Below are 17,711 nucleotides of genomic sequence, written 5' to 3'. Positions count from 1 at the left end.
TGTGTTGTCAAAGGTGGTGCGTTACGGTTTACACGACATCGCACAGCGGCGGGAATGGTAGAGCAGCGCGTAACGGGCCCGTATCAAGAACCGTCTGCAAAGGAGGAAAATTCCTGGAGCGGCGCAATGTTTTGCGCCATGCGGGGCGGGGCGCGGTGCGGCCGTCAGCATGCGCGATGAATCGCGCCGCAACGGAAGGTACGGTGATTTGCTACGGCGCTTAACTGATCGGCATTAAACCCTACTCACGCGCACTTCATTTAACGCCGCCCAAAAACAAAAAAGCCATGCAGCAAAGGCGGCATGGCTTGGTTAATACGGCTCTCACTTAATGCCGATTAAACGGCGTGTTGCACCAGTAATTCTGTCTCATCTGTGTAGTGGTAAACATCATATTGAACACCTGCAACGGTGAGGGTGCCTTGCTGCTGTTGCCAGCCGTCAATATCGTTGCCGGATAAAATATCCTCCAGCTTCACCACGTTACTGGCGTCGTTGTCCAGCATGTACTGCGTTTTACCGTTATCAATCAAAACGTCACTATCAACAACCGACAACAGGTCGCCAAAACTCAGTGACGTTAACCCGTTGCTGAACGCGTCATCACCGCTTGCCGTATCAGTCGAGGTATCAATGGTGATCGCGAAGCTCTGGCTCCAGCTCGGTGCGTCCTCCACCTGCACCTGGAATGTCCAATAGCCGTCTTTCAGATTCTGCCAGGGCGTCCAGCTCCAGTTGCCCTCGTTGTCGGTGAAGGTGCTGTTGGTGCGCACCTTGCCGCCATCGGTATACAGAATATCGATCAGCGTATTCGCCGGACCGGTGCCGTGCAGGGTTGGCAGCGCGTCGTCGGTGATGCTGCCGCTGAAGCGGTCGCCCTGATCGCTGCCGACGTTATCGGTGATATGGGTGATCTCGGCATCGCGCAGCGCGATACGGCCTTCCGGCGTATCAATGGTGATCGCGAAGCTCTGGCTCCAGCTCGGTGCGCCTTCAACCTGCACCTGGAATGTCCAGTAGCCGTCATTCAGATTCTGCCAGGGCGTCCAGCTCCAGTTGCCCTCATCGTCGGTGAAGGTGCTGTTGCTGCGCACTCTGCCGCCATCGGTATACAGGATATCGATCAGCGTATTGGCCGGACCGGTGCCGTGCAGGGTTGGCGTCGAGTCATCGGTGATGCTGCCGCTGAAACGCTCACCTTGCTCGCTGCCCACGTTATCGTGGATGTGGGTAATCAGCGCTTCCGGTGCCGCCGGAGTGTCGATGATCAACGTGAACGCATTGCTCCACGTCTCCTGGCCGTCGGCCTGGACGGTAAACGTCCAGGTGCCGTCGGCCAAATCGGCGCGTGGCGTCCAGCTCCAGTTACCGTCAGCGTCGGTGGTGATGCCGTTGTAGCGGGTTACGCTGCCGTTGGTGAACATAATGTCCATGTAAGTGTTCGCTGGGCCGGTGCCGCGCAGAGTCGGGGCGGCATCGTCGGTGCGGTTGCCGCTGGCGCGCATGCCTTGCTCTTGTCCAACGTCATCCCATGCATAGCGAATAACCGGGGTGATCGCTTTTACGCCGTGAGCGTAGGACGAAGGCGGGTGCGCGTAGCTTACCGGTGTGTCACTGACGAGGCTTTCAGGGAAACTGCTCAGGGTTTTGGTGGCGGTTTGCTCAATCACATAAGTTGAATTATCGAGCGCGATATAGGCGGTTGAACCGTTTTCACGCGACGCGCGGTCGGTGTCGAGGGTGTAATCCGGATAGCGTGGTTTCATCTGTGGTTCCTTAACAGAGTAAAAGAAGGGATCGACGCCTGCTTAGCAGGCGCACAGACGAGAGAGTGGGTTAAACGCGTTAATCAGGGTACGAGAATGGTCCCGATGCGCATGTGGCTTTTCAATGCGTTAGCGAGAAAAGCGCGGCAGTCTGCGGCCGCCGCGCGGCGGCGTTAAGGGCGCGAAGCGGGCGGCAACATGGTTAAAATGTCATCCAGCGGCACCGCGTGGCTAAACAAATAGCCTTGCAGCTGATTGCAGCCAGCGTCGGCCAGCGCGTTTTTCTGGCCTTCGGTTTCCACGCCTTCGGCAGTCACCGTTAAGCCCATCGCGTGACCCAGCCGCACCACTGATTCCACAATCGCGGTAGAGTTCTGCGCCACGCCCAGCGACTGAGTAAACGAACGGTCAATCTTGATTTTGTCCACCGGGAAGCTGCTGAGGTAATTAAGGCTTGAATAGCCAGTACCAAAATCATCCAGCGCAATCCGAAAGCCGGCTTCGCGCAGTGCAATGATGCTGATGCGCGCCTCGTGTTCATCTTCGATCAGCACGCCTTCGGTGATCTCCAGCTCCATGCGCTGCGGATCGGCACCTTCTTCCTGCACGATATGGATGATGCGCTCAACAAAATTCACCGCGCGGAACTGCACCGGCGAGACGTTCACCGCCACCACAATATCCGGCAGCTTGAGCGACGTTTTACAGGCTTCGCGCAGCACCCATTCGCCCAGCGGGATGATCATGCCGGTCTCTTCGGCGATGGCGATGAAATCACCCGGTGCAACGTCGCCGCGCATGGCGTGATGCCAACGCAGCAGCGCCTCCAGGCCCACCACCTGCTGGCCGCTGATATCCATTAACGGCTGATACCACACCGCTAATCCACTAAACTTCACCAGCGCCTGACGCAAATCCGCCGCCATCTGCTGACGGGTGCGCAGCGATTCATCCATCACTTTTTCGAACTGGCGATACTGGCCGCGTCCGTGGTTTTTGGCGTCATAAAGCGCGATATCCGCTTTGCGCATCAGCTCCAGCCGATCAATACCGTCTTTTGGCGCCAGCGCCAGACCGATGCTGACACCCACCCACAGCTCGCTGCCCACCAGCTGATACGACTCGCTCAGGCGGCTGATGATGCGTTGCGCCAGCGATTGCACCTGACCAATATTCTCCACATCCGGCATCACGATGATGAACTCGTCGCCGCCAATGCGGCCCACGGTGTCGCTGGTGCGCACAATCTCATTGAGGCGGCGCGCCACCTCAATAATCAACTCATCGCCGGCGTGATGGCCGTAGGTATCATTGATATTTTTGAAGCGATCAAGATCCAGCAGCAGCAGCGCCACGCGCTGATCGTGGCGTCCGGCCAGCGCCAGCGCCTGAGTTAAGCGATCTTCCACCAGGGAACGATTGGGCAAACCGGTTAACACATCATGAAATGCCAGATGCTGCGCCTGCGCTTCACTGGCACCGAGTTTCAGCAGCGACTGCGACAGCTTGAGTGACGAGGTCCAGATGCGGCGCACCATCACCAAACACAGCACGGTAATCAGGATCACCGACAGCAAGGTAGACGGGCCGAGGGTGCGTAACATCTGCGCGCCGGGCTTATCGGGATTCCAGCTGAGGTAACCGACCGGTTCACCCTGTTGTGAGTTCAGCAGATAGCGCGCTTTGGTTTTTCCCGCTGGCTCGCTGTCGCTGAAATGCAACTGACGTAGCTGGCTGCGATCGGCGAGGTTGCGCAGATAGCCATCGTCGAGAAACTTAATGCTTACCAGACGATAGCGCCCGGCCTGTTTGGTACTGCTGATATCGCCCACCGCCAGCGCGGCGGCGCGTTGACCGATGCGCACGAAATCGGCGTGATCGGTGGGGCCGGCTACCACATCGCTGTTTTGCACCAGCGGACTGTTCAGCATGTCCTGCAGATAAGGGCCGATACGCTTGTCCGGCACCGCCTGGCCATTACGCCACACGTTAATCAGCTGGTTGTCGCGGTCCAGCAGCACCACCAGCTGGTGATCAAACATGTCATACAGCCAGCCGCCGACATTTTGCGTCAGCCAGCGTTGATCGGGATGCGACGACGCCAACTGTTCGGCCAGCGGTGACCAGCGCGTCAGGCTGCGCAGCTGGCGCAGATGTTCCGTCAGGCTCTGGGTAAACGAAGCCTGGATCATGCGCTGTTGCTGATCGCGCGCTTCGTTATTGCTTAACGCTGTGCCCCAGAACAGACCCACGCCCGCGCCGACGAAGGTCAGAAGCAAAATTGCCAGCAGCGGCAAAATAACTTCACGCACAAAGTTGCGGCGAAAACCATCCGATAGTTTTATTGCGTTAATCATTTTAAAAGTTGGCCTAACAAGAAGGGTTCATCCTTTAACCTAGCAGAACATCCGCAGGCTGTATTCTGTAAGGGAGCTGAAAGCGTGATGTAAATTAGCGTTAATTTTTTGAATGCTGTCACAAACGGAACAGTTAAAAATAATTTATTAAAAACGCCGTCCGTTTCGCTGCAATTCTGCTGCCCTAAGACAAATTCATCCGCCCGTCATTGAGCCGTCACGGCGCTGTCATCTGACATGCGCAATGTAATCGCCATCCCGCAGCAAGACCGCTGCGTTCCTCAACCAATGCGAATGAGGTATTGAGCGTGATGGAGATATCCAGACATCCGACCACTGTTTATCAGGCCGTTGCCGCCCAACTTGAGCAGGCGCTGCAGGAGCGCTATCGCTGCGGCGACTATCTGCCTTCTGAACAGCAACTGGCCGATCACTACGCGGTGAATCGTCACACCTTACGGCGCGCGGTGGATGAGTTGGTCAATAAAGGCCTGCTGCAACGGCGTCACGGCGTGGGGATTTTGGTGCTGATGCGGCCGTACGATTATCCGCTGCATGCGCAGGCGCGCTTCAGCCAGAACCTGATGGAGCAGGGCAGCCATCCCACCAGCGAGCGTCTGCTGGCGGTGCTGCGTCCGGCGAGCAGTGATGTGGCGAGCGCGCTGGGCGTCAACGAAGGTGACAACGTTATCCACTTGCGCACGCTGCGCCGCGTCAATGGCGTGGCGGTGTGCGTCATTAACCACTTCCTGGCGCAACTCAGCTGGTGGCCGGCGCTGCAACAGTTCCACAGCGGTTCACTGCACGACTATATGCAGCAACAGCTTGGCCTGAGCCTGACGCGCAGCCAAACCCGCATCAGCACGCGTCGTGCACAAGCCAAAGAGTGCAAGCAGCTGGAGATTGCGCTGCAGTCGCCGCTGCTGTGTGTGCGCACCCTCAATAAACACAGCGACGGTCAGGTAGCGGAATACTCCGTCAGCCTGACGCGTGGTGACATGATTGAACTGACTCTGGAGCACGAATGACACAGCAAACCGCCCGCCAGCATTGGCTCTCGGTGCTGGCGCACAGTGAAGCCCGCCAGCTTGAAGCGCACTGGCAGCCGTTACGTATCAATACTGATTTTGAACGCATCCGTCCGGCAGAAACCGGCTTAACCCGCCTGCAGGCGCGCATGGGCGGCAGCGGTAAGCGCTTTGTGATGGGCGATGCCACGGTGACGCGTGCGGTGGTGAAGCTGCACGACGGCACGCTCGGCTTTAGCTACGTGCTGGGGCGCGACAAAGCGCACGCCGAACGCTGCGCGCTGATTGATGCGCTGCTGCAACAGCCGGAAACCCAGGCGCTGTTGCAGGAAAAATTGATTGCCCCGCTGGCGGCTCTGCGTGAAGAGCAGCGACAGCTGCGCGCGCGTGAAATCGCCAGCTCCAAAGTGGATTTCTTTACGCTGGTTCGCGGAGATAACTGATGACTTTACTGGCAAGTTTTACCCATCCGGTGGCCGATGCCCAACGTGCGTTCCGCCGCATCCTCAAAGCGATGAGCGAGCCGGGCGTGATGGTATCGCTGCCGCTGCAACAGGGCTGGGGCGATCTCTCGCCGGCGGCCACGGCAGTGCTGCTGACGCTGGTCGATCAGGAGAGCGCGCTGTGGCTGGATGGCCGCATCGATAATGACGTGCTGCGCAGCAACCTGCGTTTCCACACCGGCGTGCCGATTGTCGATGAACGCGATGCCCCTTTTGCGCTGACGCACGCGGCGGCCAATCCGGATCCGGCGCTGTTTGCTTCTGGCGACAACATGTCCCCGGAAAAAAGCACCACGCTGATTGTGGAAGTGCCGTCACTGAGCGGCGGTTTAACACTGCGCCTGTCCGGTCCCGGCTTACGTGAACCGCGCGCCGTTGCGCCGCAGCTGCCGGAGGCGATTCTGCACTATCTGCGCGAGCGCCCACATCCGTTCCCACAAGGTGTGGATCTGATTTTCACCTGCGGTGAAGCGATGATGGCGCTGCCACGCACCACCGACGTGGAGGTGTGCTGATGTACGTTGCGGTCAAAGGGGGCGAAAAGGCGATAGCCAGCGCCCATCAGCTACAGGCCGATCTGCGTCGTGGCGATCGCGAGGTCGCCGAATTGGGTTGCGATCAGGTGGCGCAACAGTTGGGTTTAGCGGTCGATCGCGTGATGACCGAAGGCGGCATCTACGATTCGCAGCTGGCGGCTTTAGCAATTAAACAGGCGAGCGGCGATCTGGTGGAAGCGATCTTCCTGCTACGCGCCTATCGCACCACGCTGCCACGTCTCGCCGATAGCCTGGCGCTGGCAACAGATGAGATGCGCCTCGAACGCCGTATCTCAGCAGTTTACAAGGATTTGCCGGGCGGCCAGGTGCTCGGCCCAACCTACGATTACAGCCATCGTCTGCTCGATTTCACCCTGCTGGCGAATGGCGAAACGCCTGCCGCGCCGCGTGACGATCAGGCGCTGCCACAACGCTGTCCGCACGTGTTCAGCATGATGACGGCGGAAGGATTGGCGGCACGCGAAGAGGATGACGGCAGCGAGCCGTGCGACATCACGCGTGAACCGCCCGGCTATCCGGCTACGCGCGCCGCACGGCTGCAACAGCTGGTGCGCGGCGACGAAGGTTTTCTGCTGGCGCTCGGCTACTCGACGCAGCGCGGCTACGGCCGCAACCATCCGTTCGCCGGTGAAATTCGTACCGGTTATCTCAGCGTGTCAATCTGCCCGGAAGAGTTGGGCTTTGAGATTGAGATTGGCGAAATCCTGCTGACCGAATGCGAGATGGTGAACGGCTTCACCACCGAAACTGACAGCGCGCCGCACTTTACGCGCGGTTACGGTTTGGTGTTTGGCCGTTCCGAGCGCAAAGCGATGGCGATGGCGCTGGTGGATCGCGCGCTGCAGGCCCCGGAGTACCACGAACGCATTGCCGGCCCGGCGCAGGACGAAGAGTTTGTGCTGTCGCATGCCGACAACGTCGAAGCGGCGGGCTTTGTCTCGCATCTCAAACTGCCGCACTACGTCGATTTCCAGGCGGAGCTTGAGCTGCTGAAACAACTGCGCCAACCGCATCAGGAGCAGAACCATGAGTGAGCTAACCGGCTACAACAACGGTTATCTGGATGAGCAGACCAAACGCACCATCCGCCGCGCCATTCTGAAGGCGGTGGCGATTCCCGGTTATCAGGTGCCGTTTGCCGGACGCGAAATGCCGATGCCTTACGGTTGGGGCACCGGCGGCATTCAGATCACCGCCAGTATTATTGGCGATGCCGATGTGTTGAAAGTGATCGATCAGGGCGCGGATGACACCACCAACGCGGTATCCATTCGTCGCTTCTTCCAGCGCGTCAGCGGCGCGGCCACCACCGAAGCGACCCGTGATGCCACGCTGATCCAGACGCGTCACCGCATTCCGGAAACGCCGCTGGAAGAAGATCAAATCCTGATTTTCCAGGTGCCGATCCCTGAGCCGCTGCGCTTTATCGAGCCGCGCGAGACCGAAACCCGCACCATGCACGCGCTGGAGGAGTACGGCATCATGCAGGTGAAACTGTATGAAGATATCGCCCGCTACGGCCATATCGCCACCACCTATGCCTATCCGGTGAAGGTCAACGATCGCTACGTGATGGATCCGTCGCCGATCCCCAAATTCGACAACCCCAAAATGCACATGATGCCGGCGCTGCAGCTGTTTGGTGCCGGACGTGAGAAACGCATCTATGCGCTGCCGCCGTATACCAAAGTGCAAAGCCTCGACTTCGACGATCACCCGTTCAGCGTGCAGCAGTGGGAAGGACCCTGCGCGCTGTGCGGTTCGCGCCACAGCTACCTCGACGAGGTGGTGATGGATGACGCCGGTACGCGCATGTTTGTCTGCTCCGATACCGATTTTTGCCACCAGCAGCAGGAACAACAGCATGCACAGTGAACAGCCGCTGCTTGCGGTCAACCATCTCACGCACCTTTACGCGCCCGGCAAAGGGTTTGAAGAGGTGAGTTTTGAACTCTATCCCGGCGAAGTGTTAGGCATTGTTGGGGAATCCGGATCGGGCAAAACCACCTTGCTGCGCAGCCTGTCGGCACGCTTAGCGCCGCAGCAGGGCAACATTCTTTATCGCGCGCAGGATCTCTATCAGCTGAGCGAGAGCGATCGCCGCCGCTTGCTGCGCACCGAATGGGGCGTGGTGCATCAGCATCCGCTGGATGGTTTGCGTCCGCAAGTCACGGCGGGCGGCAACATCGGCGAGCGGCTGATGGCGGTGGGCCAGCGGCATTACGGTGATATCCGTAAAGAGGCGATGCGCTGGCTGCAGGATGTGGAGATCCCCGCTAACCGCATCGACGATCTGCCCACCACCTTTTCCGGCGGCATGCAGCAGCGTTTACAGATTGCGCGCAACCTGGTGACGCAGCCGACGCTGGTGTTTATGGATGAGCCTACCGGCGGGCTGGATGTGTCGGTGCAGGCGCGCCTGCTGGATCTGCTGCGCACGCTGGTACGTGAGCTGAATCTGGCGGTGGTGATTGTGACGCACGATCTCGGCGTGGCGCGTTTGCTGGCGCATCGCCTGCTGGTGATGAAGCAGGGGCGCGTGGTGGAGAGCGGGTTGACTGACCGGGTGCTGGACGATCCGCATCATCCGTATACCCAGCTGCTGGTTTCATCGGTGCTTAACTAATGGCGGACATCACTATGCAACCTTTATTGCGCGTAGAGCATCTGAGCAAAACCTTTGTGCTGCACAACCAAAGCGGCGCCGCGCTGCCGGTATTGCAGGACGCCAATCTTGACGTCAGCGGCGGCGAATGCGTGGTGCTGCATGGCCGCTCCGGCAGCGGAAAATCCACGCTGCTGCGCGCGCTGTACGGCAACTATCAGGCCAACAGCGGCCACATCTGGCTGCAACATCAGGATGAATGGATCGACATGGCCAACGCGCCCGCCCGCCAGATTCTGGCGATTCGCCGCCACACCGTTGGCTGGGTCAGCCAGTTTTTGCGCGTCATTCCGCGCGTGCCGACGCTGGAGATCGTGATGCAGCCGCTGCTGGAGCGCGGCACCGAGCGCGCCTTCTGCGAGAAGCGCGCCAAAGAGCTGCTCACGCGCCTCAACGTGCCGGAGCGTTTATGGTCGCTGGCACCGTCCACCTTCTCCGGCGGCGAGCAGCAGCGCGTCAACATCGCGCGCGGCTTTATCGCCGACTATCCGGTGCTGCTGCTGGATGAGCCTACCGCCTCGCTCGACAGCGCCAACAGCGCCGCGGTGGTGGAACTGATTGAACAGGCGCGCGCCCGCGGTGCCGCCATTGTCGGAATTTTCCATGACGAAGCGGTGCGCGCACGCGTGGCCGATCGCCTGCACGTCATGCAGCCAATGCAAGCAGGAGCAGAAGCATGATCGTCAACAACGTCCAGCTGGTGCTGGAAAACGAAGTGGTAACGGGATCGCTGGAAATCCGTGACGGGCGCATCGCCAGCTTTAGCGACAGCGTCAGCCAACAGCCGGGCGCGCTGGATGGTGAAAACGCCTTTCTGCTGCCGGGTTTGGTGGAGCTGCACACCGATAACCTCGACAAGTTCTTTACGCCACGTCCGAAGGTGGATTGGCCCGCCTACTCGGCGATGAGCAGCCACGATGCGCTGATGGCCGCCAGCGGCATCACCACGGTGCTGGATGCGATTGGCGTCGGCGACGTACGCGATGGCGGCCATCGTCTGGATAATCTCACCAACATGATCGACGCGATTCAGGACAGCAATCGCAAAGGCATTAACCGCGCCGATCACCATTTGCATCTGCGCTGCGAGCTGCCGCACAACACCACGCTGCCGCTGTTTGAAGCGCTGCTCAACACCCCGGAGCTGTCGCTGGTGTCGCTGATGGATCACTCGCCGGGCCAGCGCCAGTACGCCTCGCTGGAGATGTATCGCACCTATTATCAGGGCAAATATCAGCTCAACGACGAGCAGATGGATCAGTTTGAGCGTGAGCAGTTGGCGCTGGCCGCCGAGTTCTCCACGCCTAACCGCAACGCCATCGCCAGCTTGTGCCGCTCGCGCGGCATTCCGCTGGCCAGCCACGATGATGCCACGGCGGCGCACGTTGCCGAATCGCATGCGGTCGGCAGCGCCATCGCCGAATTTCCCACCACGCTGGAGGCGGCACGCGCATCACGCGACTGCGGCATGCAGGTGCTGATGGGCGCGCCCAACATCGTGCGCGGCGGTTCGCACTCCGGCAACGTGGCGGCAGCGGAACTGGCGAGTCACGGCCTGCTGGATATTCTCTCCTCCGACTACTATCCCGCCAGCTTGCTCGATGCGGTGTTCCGGCTGGTGGCCGATGAGCGCAACACGCTGACGCTGCCGCAGGCGGCCGCGCTGGTGACCCGCAATCCGGCGCGGGCGATTGGCCTGCACGATCGCGGGCGCATCGTCGAAGGACTGCGTGCCGATTTAGTGCTGGTGCATACCGATCATGGTCATTCGCACATTCGTCACGTCTGGTCGCAAGGCAAGCGGGTGTTCTGATGGCGCGCCTGATCTGGCTTACCGGGCCTTCGGGCGCGGGCAAAGACAGCCTGCTGAACGCGCTGCGCGAAGCGCCGCCGGAGAATTTGCTGATCGCCCATCGCTACATTACGCGCGCCGCCGATGCGGGCGGCGAGAACCATGTGGCGCTAAGCGAAGCCGAGTTTCGACGGCGCGAGGCGCTGGGTTTGTTCGCCGTCAGCTGGCAGGCGCACGGCATGTATTACGGGCTGGGCGAGGAGATCGATCTGTGGCTGGCGCGCGGAATGAACGTGCTGGTGAACGGTTCGCGCCTGCATCTGCCGATGGTGCAGCAGCATTACGGCACGCAGCTGCTGCCGCTGGTGTTACAGGTTTCGCCAGCGGTGCTGGAGACGCGTTTACGGCAGCGTGGGCGCGAGACAGAAGCGGAGATCGCGCAACGGCTGGCGCGCGCCGCCGAACCGCTGCCCGCGCACTGTTATGCGTTGAATAATGATGGTGCGTTGAGCGAAACACTGCTAACGCTGCGCCAGTTGCTGACCGATCCAGCCGCTGTCACCGTTTAATCATTTTACTGTCATCAAGCTTTCATCCGTTTTGCCCGTAATAGCGTGCAATCAACAGCTCAGAAGAGATGGAGTGCAACATGGCACAGGCATTACTGAAAACCGTTGTCGACAATCCCTTCCCGCACGTTAGCGGGCAGGGCAACAAAGTGCTGTCGGTGCAGGGATTGTGCAAAGCGTACGGTGCCAACCAGGTGCTGGATAATGTCAGCTTCGATCTACATGCGGGCGAGCTGGTGGCGGTGATTGGCCGCTCAGGCGCAGGCAAATCGACACTGTTACACATGCTCAACGGCACCATCAGCGCTTCGCAGGGCGCGATCCTCAGCAATCGCCACGGCGAAGTGGATCGCGATGTGGTGACGCTGAACAGCCGCCAGATGCGCGAGTGGCGCAGCGAATGCGGCATGATCTTCCAGGACTTCTGTCTGGTGCCGCGCCTCGACGTGCTGACCAACGTGCTGCTCGGTCGTTTAAGCCAGACCTCGACGCTGAAATCCTTCTTCAAAGTCTTCTCCGAAACCGACCGCGCCCGCGCTATCGAACTGCTGCAGTGGATGAACATGCTGCCGCAGGCGCTGCAGCGTGCGGAAAATCTCTCTGGCGGCCAGATGCAGCGCGTGGCGATTTGCCGGGCGCTGATGCAGAACCCGCGCATTTTGCTGGCGGACGAACCGGTGGCGTCACTTGATCCGAAAAACACCAAGCGCATCATGGACGTGCTGCGTCAGGTGAGCGAGCAGGGCATCAGCGTGATGGTGAACCTGCACTCGATTGAATTGGTAAAAAGCTACTGCACCCGCGTCATCGGTATTCAGCGCGGCAAAGTGCTGTTTGATGGACATCCTTCCCGGTTGACCGACGGCCTGATGCATGAGCTGTACGGCGACGAAATTAACCAGCTCCACTAACTCCCACAGCAAGAGAAAACCTAAGAATGAAACTGACTTCTTTAGCTTTACTGACTATTGCGATGGCATTTGGCGCAAACGCAGCGGATGCACCAAAAGAGTTGAACCTCGGGATTCTTGGCGGCCAGAACGCCACGCAGCAGATTGGTGATAACCAATGCGTGAAAGATTTCTTCGATAAAGAGCTGCAGGTGGAGACCAAACTACGCAACTCGTCTGACTATTCAGGCGTGATTCAGGGCTTGCTGGGTAACAAAATCGACCTGGTGCTGAGCATGTCGCCCGCCTCGTTTGCCTCGGTTTACCTGCAGAACCCGAAAGCAGTGGATGTGGTGGGCATCGTGGTGGACGACAAAGACGGTTCGCAGGGTTATCACTCGGTGGTGATCGTGAAAGCCGACAGCCCGTACCAAAAGCTGGAAGACCTGAAAGGCAAATCGTTCGGCATGGCCGATCCGGATTCCACTTCCGGCTTCCTGATGCCGAACCAGGCGTTCAAGAAAGAGTTTGGCGGCACGGTGGACGATAAGTACAACAATACCTTCTCCAGCGTCACCTTTTCCGGCGGTCACGAGCAGGACATCCTCGGCGTGCTGAACGGCCAGTTCGACGGCGCGGTGACCTGGACGTCACTGATTGGTGACCGCGAAACCGGTTATACCTCGGGTGCCTTTGGTCGTTTGATTCGTATGGATCATCCGGATCTGATGAAGCAGATCCGCATTATCTGGCAGTCGCCGCTGATCCCGAACGGTCCGATTCTGGTGAGCAACAATCTGCCCGCTGACTTCAAAGCGAAAGTGGTGGCCACCATCAAGAAACTGGATAAAGAAGATCACGGCTGCTTTGTTAAAGCGGTTGGCGGTGCCCAGCACATCGGCCCGGCTACCGTGGCGGATTACCAGAATATCATCGATATGAAGCGTGATTTGATGAAGGGTACGCGCGGTTAATTTAGTTGGGGTGCTGGCTGTCCCCCTCCTCGGTCCTCCCCCACAAGTGGGGGAGGAAGAGGGTGCAAAATGCAGCTCTGAAGTCGCATGTGGCAGCATCTCCTTCCCCCACTTGTGGGGGAAGGCCGGGATGGGGGACAGCGAGCACCATCCAGCACGCACCCTCCAGAACGAACCCTCCCAACCAACAGGAATCCCCCCTTGACCGATTTCGAACACTACTACCAACGCATCCGCCGCCAGCAAAAGCGCGACTCGCTGCTGTGGTCGCTGCTGTTACTGGCGCTCTATCTGGCCGCGGGCAAGATGGCGGAATTTAACCTGCTCACCGTCTGGCAGTCGATGCCACACTTTTTCGATTACATTGGCGAAACGCTGCCGGTGCTGCATCTCCCGCTGCTGTTCGCCGATGGCAAAACCGAGGGTTCGCTGGCCTATTGGGGCTATCGCCTGCACTACCAGCTGCCGCTGATCTGGGAAACGCTCCAGCTGGCGCTGTCGTCCACCATCATAGCGGTGGCGGTGGCTGGCGTGCTGGCGTTCTTCGCCGCCGACAACACCCAAACACCGCGCAGCCTGCGCATGGCGATCCGCGCGTTTGTCGCCTTCCTGCGCACCATGCCCGAACTGGCGTGGGCGGTGATGTTCGTGATGGCGTTTGGCATTGGGGCCATTCCCGGCTTCCTCGCCCTGGCGCTGCACACCGTCGGTAGCCTGACCAAACTGTTCTACGAAGCGATTGAGAGCGCCTCGGATAAACCGGTGCGCGGCCTCGCGGCGTGCGGTGCCAGCAAACTGCAGCGCATGCGCTTTGCCTTCTGGCCGCAGGTCAAACCAACGTTTCTCTCCTACAGCTTTATGCGTCTGGAGATCAACTTCCGTTCCTCCACCATCCTCGGGTTGGTGGGCGCGGGCGGTATCGGGCAAGAGCTGATGACCAATATCAAACTCGATCGTTACGATCAGGTCAGCATCACGCTGTTGCTGATTATTGTGGTGGTGTCGTTGCTGGATACGCTGTCCGGCTGGCTGCGTCGCCGCGTAGTGGAAGGAGACGTATCATGATCGCCCTAGCGCCGGACGTCGCCAAACTCAAGCAGGAGCATGCCGCCCTGTTTGCCGCGCAAAACCGCTATCTGCGCCGCGTCGCGCTGGTGGCGCTGGCCATCGCGCTCTATTACCTGTTCTTTTTCGAGTTTTTTGGCATTGAGTGGAGCCGTTTTCTCATTGGCTGCCAGCAGCTCAGCCGCTATTTCCTGCGTATGTTTGTCTGGCAGGATTTCCTCAACTGGCCGTTTGCTTACTACTTCACGCAGGTCGGGATTACGCTGGCGATTGTGTTTTCCGGCACGTTGACCGCGTCACTGATCGCCTTGCCGGTCTCGTTCCTGGCGGCGCGCAACGTGATGCACGATCCGCTGATGCGTCCGATTGCGCTGGTGGTGCGTCGCGTACTGGATGTGCTGCGCGGCATCGATATGGCGATTTGGGGGCTGATCTTCGTGCGTGCCGTCGGCATGGGACCGCTGGCCGGCGTGCTGGCGATCGTGATGCAGGATGTCGGCCTGCTCGGCAAACTCTACGCCGAAGGGCACGAAGCGGTGGAGCGTTCGCCGAGTCGCGGCCTTAGCGCAGTGGGCGCGAACAGCCTGCAAAAACATCGCTACGGCATTTTCACCCAATCGTTCCCGACCTTCCTCGCGCTCAGCCTGTATCAGATTGAGTCCAACACCCGCTCCGCAGCGGTGCTGGGCTTTGTTGGCGCGGGCGGCGTCGGCCTGGTGTATGCCGAGAACATGCGTTTATGGAACTGGGATGTGGTGATGTTCCTGACCCTGATTCTGGTGGCGGTGGTGATGATCATGGATGTGGTCTCCAGCAAGCTGCGTAAACGTTACATCACGGGGAAAGGGGTGCCGTTGTGGCAGCCTGCCGCGCGCGACTGAGCCGTTCACTGCGCTGCCAGGCGCGTTCCAACGCCTGCACCAGCTGCGCCTGATGCCAGGGTTTCGCCAGCCGCTCACACAGCGGCAGCGTCACCTGCGTCTGGCGCAGATCCTGGCCGCTGATCAACACCGTTGCCAGATGCGGCCACTGCGCCTGCGCCTGGCGAATCACATCCGCGCCGTTAATGCCGCCCGGCAGCATCAAATCACTGATTAACAGATCGATATCCGGCGTCTGTCGCAGCAGCCTCAGCGCGCTTTCGCCGTCGCCACACTCCAGCGTCAGATAACCCAGTTGATGCAGATGTTCGCACAGCGTTTGTCGCACCGTCGGTTCATCATCCAGCACCAACACCAGCCGATCGTTGCTGGCCTGCGGTACCAGCGGCGGCGGCACGCTGAGCGGTTGCGCCGCTTCGGGCGCGCGCGGTAATAACAGCCGCACGGTGGTGCCTTGTCCTGGCGCGGTTTCCAGCTCAATCTGGCCGCCGGATTGCCGCACAAAGCCATACACCATTGATAAGCCCAAACCGCTGCCGCTGCCGATGGCTTTGGTGGTGAAGAACGGCTCAAACACCTGTTCACGCACCTCGGCCGACATGCCGCAGCCGTGATCGATCACTTCAATGGTAACGCGATCGCGCTTGCCGTCGGCTTCCTGTTTACGCTGATTCCAGATACGCAGGCGGATTTCGCCGCTCTGCTGAGCCATGGCATCGCGCGCGTTGACCACCAGATTGATCAGCGCGTTCTCCAGCTGTCCGGCATCGATCCACGCTGGCCAGCCGGGTCGCTGCGCATCGATCACCAGTTGCTGGCCGGGCAGCAGCGCGTGCTGCAGCAGCGAATGCAGATTATCCACCAGCTCCACCACCGACACCGCGCGCGGATAGAGCGCCTGCTTACGTGAGAAGGCCAGCAAGCGCTGCGTCAGCTGCGCCGCACGGTCGGCGGCCTGACGCGCGCGTTCGATGCGGCTGGCGAGCGTGCCGGGCGGCAGCTGATCGACGGTTAACGCCAGGCTGCCGATGATCACCGCCAGCAGATTATTGAAGTCGTGCGCCAGTCCGCCGGTCAGCTGTCCCACCGCTTTCATCTTCTGGCTGTGCAGCAGCGCTTCCTCCAGCGCCTTGCGCGTGGTGCGTTCCAGCACGGTATTCACCATGCCGCGCCGTGGCACCGGGCTGAAGCGCAGCTCCAGCGTGCGACCATCCGCCAGCCGCACTTCCTGCGCATCGGCTATTCCGTTGAGCTCGACATCGACGCGTTTGAGTAGCTGCTGATAGTGCAAACCGCGATGCAGTTCACGCGGTGCGATGCCGAGCAGCTCGGCATATTGCGCATTCCATACCACCAGCTGACCGCTGTTATCGAACAGCGCAAAGCCGTCGCGCATGGCAAGAAAGGTCGATTCCAGCTGGTTGCTTTTCTCTTTTAGCAGGCGCGAAGTGTGCGCCAGCGAGGCGGTATTGCGCGCAAACACGTTAAAGGCGCGCGCCAGATCGCCCAGCTCATCGCGCCGCGCCAGGCCCGGCACGTTGACGCTCTTTTCACCCTGCGCCAGCCGCGTCATGGCGTGGGCGATGGCGGTCAGACTCGAACCGAGATTGCGGTAAATGTAGTAACCGGCGTACCCGGTGATCAGCAGCGCCAGCAGCATAAACAGGCCGATAAAGCCGATGATCGAATCCAACTCTTCATGCGTCACCGCGCTGCGAGCGTCACTCTGTTGCGCCACCAGCTGCACGTAATGGGTGATGTCGTCGTTGAGCATCGCCACCAGCGCTTTGATGCGATAGGTAGCGTAGGCAATAGCGATATCACTCTGCTCCAGCTGCTGCGCCACCGGCTGCAAATCCGTGCTGGTGGCGATCAGCCGCTGCACCTGAGTATTCAGCGCGCCGTTAAGCCTTAACGCTTGCCACTGGCGCAGCACCGAAGGTAATTGCTGCACTGCGGCCTGCGGCGCGCTGTATTGAATCGCCACGCTGAATAAGCTGTGGGTTTGCTGGCGCAGCGCGGCAGAAGGGGAATCGGTGCGCGTTAGCAGGTCAATGCGATTGAGTAACAGCTGCGATTGCCACAAGCCGCTCAGCATCACGTTGCGCTGCAGATGGCGCTGATGCCCGGCGCGCAGCAACTGATTGATGGTTTGTTCCAGCGTCTGGCTGCGCTCACGAATACGCGCTAGCAGCTGCGGCTGCTGCGCCGCCAGCGGCGCACTTGCCAGCAAGCTCAGCGACTGCTGCAGTTCCCGCTGCGTTTGCTGCAGGCGCGCCGATTCGCTCTGATACTCCAGCGCGCCGACCACCTGCGATAACCGCACCGCCGCAATGGCCACATTGGCGGTGTCGCGCGCCAGCGCCAGGCTGCCATTCATATCGGCCAGCGTTTGTGCCTGCGCCTGTTCCTGAATGTGACCTGCGTGGCGAAATCCAAAAATCGCGACCAGGCTCACCGCCAGCGTCACTGACATCACCAGCAGATTAAACAGCAGCAGGCGACTGCGCGCGCCCGCGTGCCAGTGCAGACTGTGACTCATAGCTGCCACTCCTTACCGCTCAACTGCTGGCGAGTATAGAAGCGCGATCGGGGCGAAATATGACAAATATGAATGGCCGCTGACATTTTCCATTTATCTAAGCAGGTTTTACTCGCTGCAAC

At 59.9% G+C, this 17,711-nt stretch carries 16 protein-coding genes; 13 read left to right on the top strand and 3 right to left on the bottom strand.

Annotated features, from left to right (window positions below; genetic code table 11):
- Positions 1 to 338: 338 nt before the first annotated feature.
- Together P6287_RS12050 and P6287_RS12045 are read right to left on the bottom strand one after the other, a co-directional pair.
- Positions 339 to 1,766, bottom strand: coding sequence for an Ig-like domain-containing protein (locus P6287_RS12050; RefSeq protein ID WP_192411570.1), 1,428 nt, complete (start codon positions 1,764 to 1,766; stop codon positions 339 to 341).
- Between the two features lie 173 nt (positions 1,767 to 1,939).
- Positions 1,940 to 4,123: an EAL domain-containing protein gene (locus tag P6287_RS12045; RefSeq protein WP_192411571.1), complete on the bottom strand. Its 2,184-nt coding sequence runs from the start codon at positions 4,121 to 4,123 to the stop codon at positions 1,940 to 1,942.
- A gap of 311 nt (positions 4,124 to 4,434) precedes the next feature.
- Here P6287_RS12045 and phnF point away from each other — a divergent pair, with 311 nt between their 5' ends.
- The 13 genes from phnF (at position 4,435) to phnE (P6287_RS11980) (ending at position 15,047) form a co-directional block, all read left to right on the top strand.
- Positions 4,435 to 5,151, top strand: a complete 717-nt coding sequence (phnF, locus tag P6287_RS12040) for a phosphonate metabolism transcriptional regulator PhnF (RefSeq protein WP_192411572.1) — start codon at positions 4,435 to 4,437, stop codon at positions 5,149 to 5,151.
- Positions 5,148 to 5,594, top strand: coding sequence for a phosphonate C-P lyase system protein PhnG (gene phnG / locus P6287_RS12035; protein WP_101762822.1), 447 nt, complete (start codon positions 5,148 to 5,150; stop codon positions 5,592 to 5,594). The genes phnF and phnG overlap by 4 nt, the downstream gene beginning before the upstream one ends.
- Positions 5,594 to 6,169 (top strand): phosphonate C-P lyase system protein PhnH, encoded by a 576-nt coding sequence (gene phnH, locus P6287_RS12030; RefSeq protein WP_192411573.1) that lies wholly within the window; start codon positions 5,594 to 5,596, stop codon positions 6,167 to 6,169. Before phnG ends, phnH begins: the two co-directional genes overlap by 1 nt.
- On the top strand, positions 6,169 to 7,245 hold the full coding sequence (locus P6287_RS12025) for a carbon-phosphorus lyase complex subunit PhnI (RefSeq protein ID WP_192411574.1): 1,077 nt from the start codon (positions 6,169 to 6,171) through the stop codon (positions 7,243 to 7,245). The genes phnH and P6287_RS12025 overlap by 1 nt, the downstream gene beginning before the upstream one ends.
- The gene (locus P6287_RS12020; protein WP_192411575.1) at positions 7,238 to 8,086 is read left to right on the top strand and encodes an alpha-D-ribose 1-methylphosphonate 5-phosphate C-P-lyase PhnJ; all 849 of its coding nucleotides are present in this window, start codon (positions 7,238 to 7,240) and stop codon (positions 8,084 to 8,086) included. Before P6287_RS12025 ends, P6287_RS12020 begins: the two co-directional genes overlap by 8 nt.
- Positions 8,076 to 8,837, top strand: coding sequence for a phosphonate C-P lyase system protein PhnK (gene phnK, locus P6287_RS12015; protein WP_110868346.1), 762 nt, complete (start codon positions 8,076 to 8,078; stop codon positions 8,835 to 8,837). The genes P6287_RS12020 and phnK overlap by 11 nt, the downstream gene beginning before the upstream one ends.
- Positions 8,838 to 8,851: 14 nt before the next feature.
- Positions 8,852 to 9,556 (top strand): phosphonate C-P lyase system protein PhnL, encoded by a 705-nt coding sequence (gene phnL / locus P6287_RS12010; protein ID WP_225614346.1) that lies wholly within the window; start codon positions 8,852 to 8,854, stop codon positions 9,554 to 9,556.
- The gene (gene phnM / locus P6287_RS12005; protein ID WP_277973765.1) at positions 9,553 to 10,689 is read left to right on the top strand and encodes an alpha-D-ribose 1-methylphosphonate 5-triphosphate diphosphatase; all 1,137 of its coding nucleotides are present in this window, start codon (positions 9,553 to 9,555) and stop codon (positions 10,687 to 10,689) included. Before phnL ends, phnM begins: the two co-directional genes overlap by 4 nt.
- Entirely contained in the window at positions 10,689 to 11,237 is a 549-nt protein-coding gene (phnN, locus tag P6287_RS12000) for a ribose 1,5-bisphosphokinase (RefSeq protein ID WP_277973764.1), read from the top strand. Before phnM ends, phnN begins: the two co-directional genes overlap by 1 nt.
- A gap of 80 nt (positions 11,238 to 11,317) precedes the next feature.
- Entirely contained in the window at positions 11,318 to 12,148 is an 831-nt protein-coding gene (phnC, locus tag P6287_RS11995) for a phosphonate ABC transporter ATP-binding protein (protein ID WP_277973763.1), read from the top strand.
- A gap of 26 nt (positions 12,149 to 12,174) precedes the next feature.
- Positions 12,175 to 13,101 (top strand): phosphonate ABC transporter substrate-binding protein, encoded by a 927-nt coding sequence (gene phnD, locus P6287_RS11990; protein WP_277973762.1) that lies wholly within the window; start codon positions 12,175 to 12,177, stop codon positions 13,099 to 13,101.
- 201 nt (positions 13,102 to 13,302) lie between these two features.
- On the top strand, positions 13,303 to 14,166 hold the full coding sequence (gene phnE, locus P6287_RS11985; protein WP_277973761.1) for a phosphonate ABC transporter, permease protein PhnE: 864 nt from the start codon (positions 13,303 to 13,305) through the stop codon (positions 14,164 to 14,166).
- The gene (gene phnE / locus P6287_RS11980) at positions 14,163 to 15,047 is read left to right on the top strand and encodes a phosphonate ABC transporter, permease protein PhnE (protein ID WP_210082086.1); all 885 of its coding nucleotides are present in this window, start codon (positions 14,163 to 14,165) and stop codon (positions 15,045 to 15,047) included. Before phnE (P6287_RS11985) ends, phnE (P6287_RS11980) begins: the two co-directional genes overlap by 4 nt.
- Here the strand turns inward: phnE (P6287_RS11980) and P6287_RS11975 are convergent.
- Positions 15,001 to 17,589 carry an ATP-binding protein gene (locus P6287_RS11975; protein WP_277973760.1) on the bottom strand — a complete coding sequence of 863 codons (2,589 nt, stop codon included), beginning with the start codon at positions 17,587 to 17,589 and terminating at the stop codon, positions 15,001 to 15,003. The two genes, phnE (P6287_RS11980) and P6287_RS11975, sit on opposite strands and share 47 nt — an antisense overlap.
- Between the last annotated feature and the right edge of the window lie 122 nt (positions 17,590 to 17,711).

The sequence above is a fragment of the Pantoea sp. X85 genome (genome assembly GCF_029623675.1).
Lineage (GTDB): Bacteria > Pseudomonadota > Gammaproteobacteria > Enterobacterales > Enterobacteriaceae > Pantoea > Pantoea leporis.
The sequence above is the reverse complement of the archived record's forward strand: the minus strand, read 5'-3'. Positions and strand labels throughout refer to the sequence as shown.

Bases quoted from the DNA above. Each gene is read 5' to 3' on its own strand.
- P6287_RS12050 (WP_192411570.1), bottom strand. From the start codon at position 1,766: ATGAAACCACGCTATCCGGATTACACCCTCGACACCGACCGCGCGTCG.
- P6287_RS12045 (WP_192411571.1), bottom strand. From the start codon at position 4,123: ATGATTAACGCAATAAAACTATCGGATGGTTTTCGCCGCAACTTTGTG.
- phnF (WP_192411572.1), top strand. From the start codon at position 4,435: ATGGAGATATCCAGACATCCGACCACTGTTTATCAGGCCGTTGCCGCC.
- phnG (WP_101762822.1), top strand. From the start codon at position 5,148: ATGACACAGCAAACCGCCCGCCAGCATTGGCTCTCGGTGCTGGCGCAC.
- phnH (WP_192411573.1), top strand. From the start codon at position 5,594: ATGACTTTACTGGCAAGTTTTACCCATCCGGTGGCCGATGCCCAACGT.
- P6287_RS12025 (WP_192411574.1), top strand. From the start codon at position 6,169: ATGTACGTTGCGGTCAAAGGGGGCGAAAAGGCGATAGCCAGCGCCCAT.
- P6287_RS12020 (WP_192411575.1), top strand. From the start codon at position 7,238: ATGAGTGAGCTAACCGGCTACAACAACGGTTATCTGGATGAGCAGACC.
- phnK (WP_110868346.1), top strand. From the start codon at position 8,076: ATGCACAGTGAACAGCCGCTGCTTGCGGTCAACCATCTCACGCACCTT.
- phnL (WP_225614346.1), top strand. From the start codon at position 8,852: ATGCAACCTTTATTGCGCGTAGAGCATCTGAGCAAAACCTTTGTGCTG.
- phnM (WP_277973765.1), top strand. From the start codon at position 9,553: ATGATCGTCAACAACGTCCAGCTGGTGCTGGAAAACGAAGTGGTAACG.
- phnN (WP_277973764.1), top strand. From the start codon at position 10,689: ATGGCGCGCCTGATCTGGCTTACCGGGCCTTCGGGCGCGGGCAAAGAC.
- phnC (WP_277973763.1), top strand. From the start codon at position 11,318: ATGGCACAGGCATTACTGAAAACCGTTGTCGACAATCCCTTCCCGCAC.
- phnD (WP_277973762.1), top strand. From the start codon at position 12,175: ATGAAACTGACTTCTTTAGCTTTACTGACTATTGCGATGGCATTTGGC.
- phnE (WP_210082086.1), top strand. From the start codon at position 14,163: ATGATCGCCCTAGCGCCGGACGTCGCCAAACTCAAGCAGGAGCATGCC.
- P6287_RS11975 (WP_277973760.1), bottom strand. From the start codon at position 17,589: ATGAGTCACAGTCTGCACTGGCACGCGGGCGCGCGCAGTCGCCTGCTG.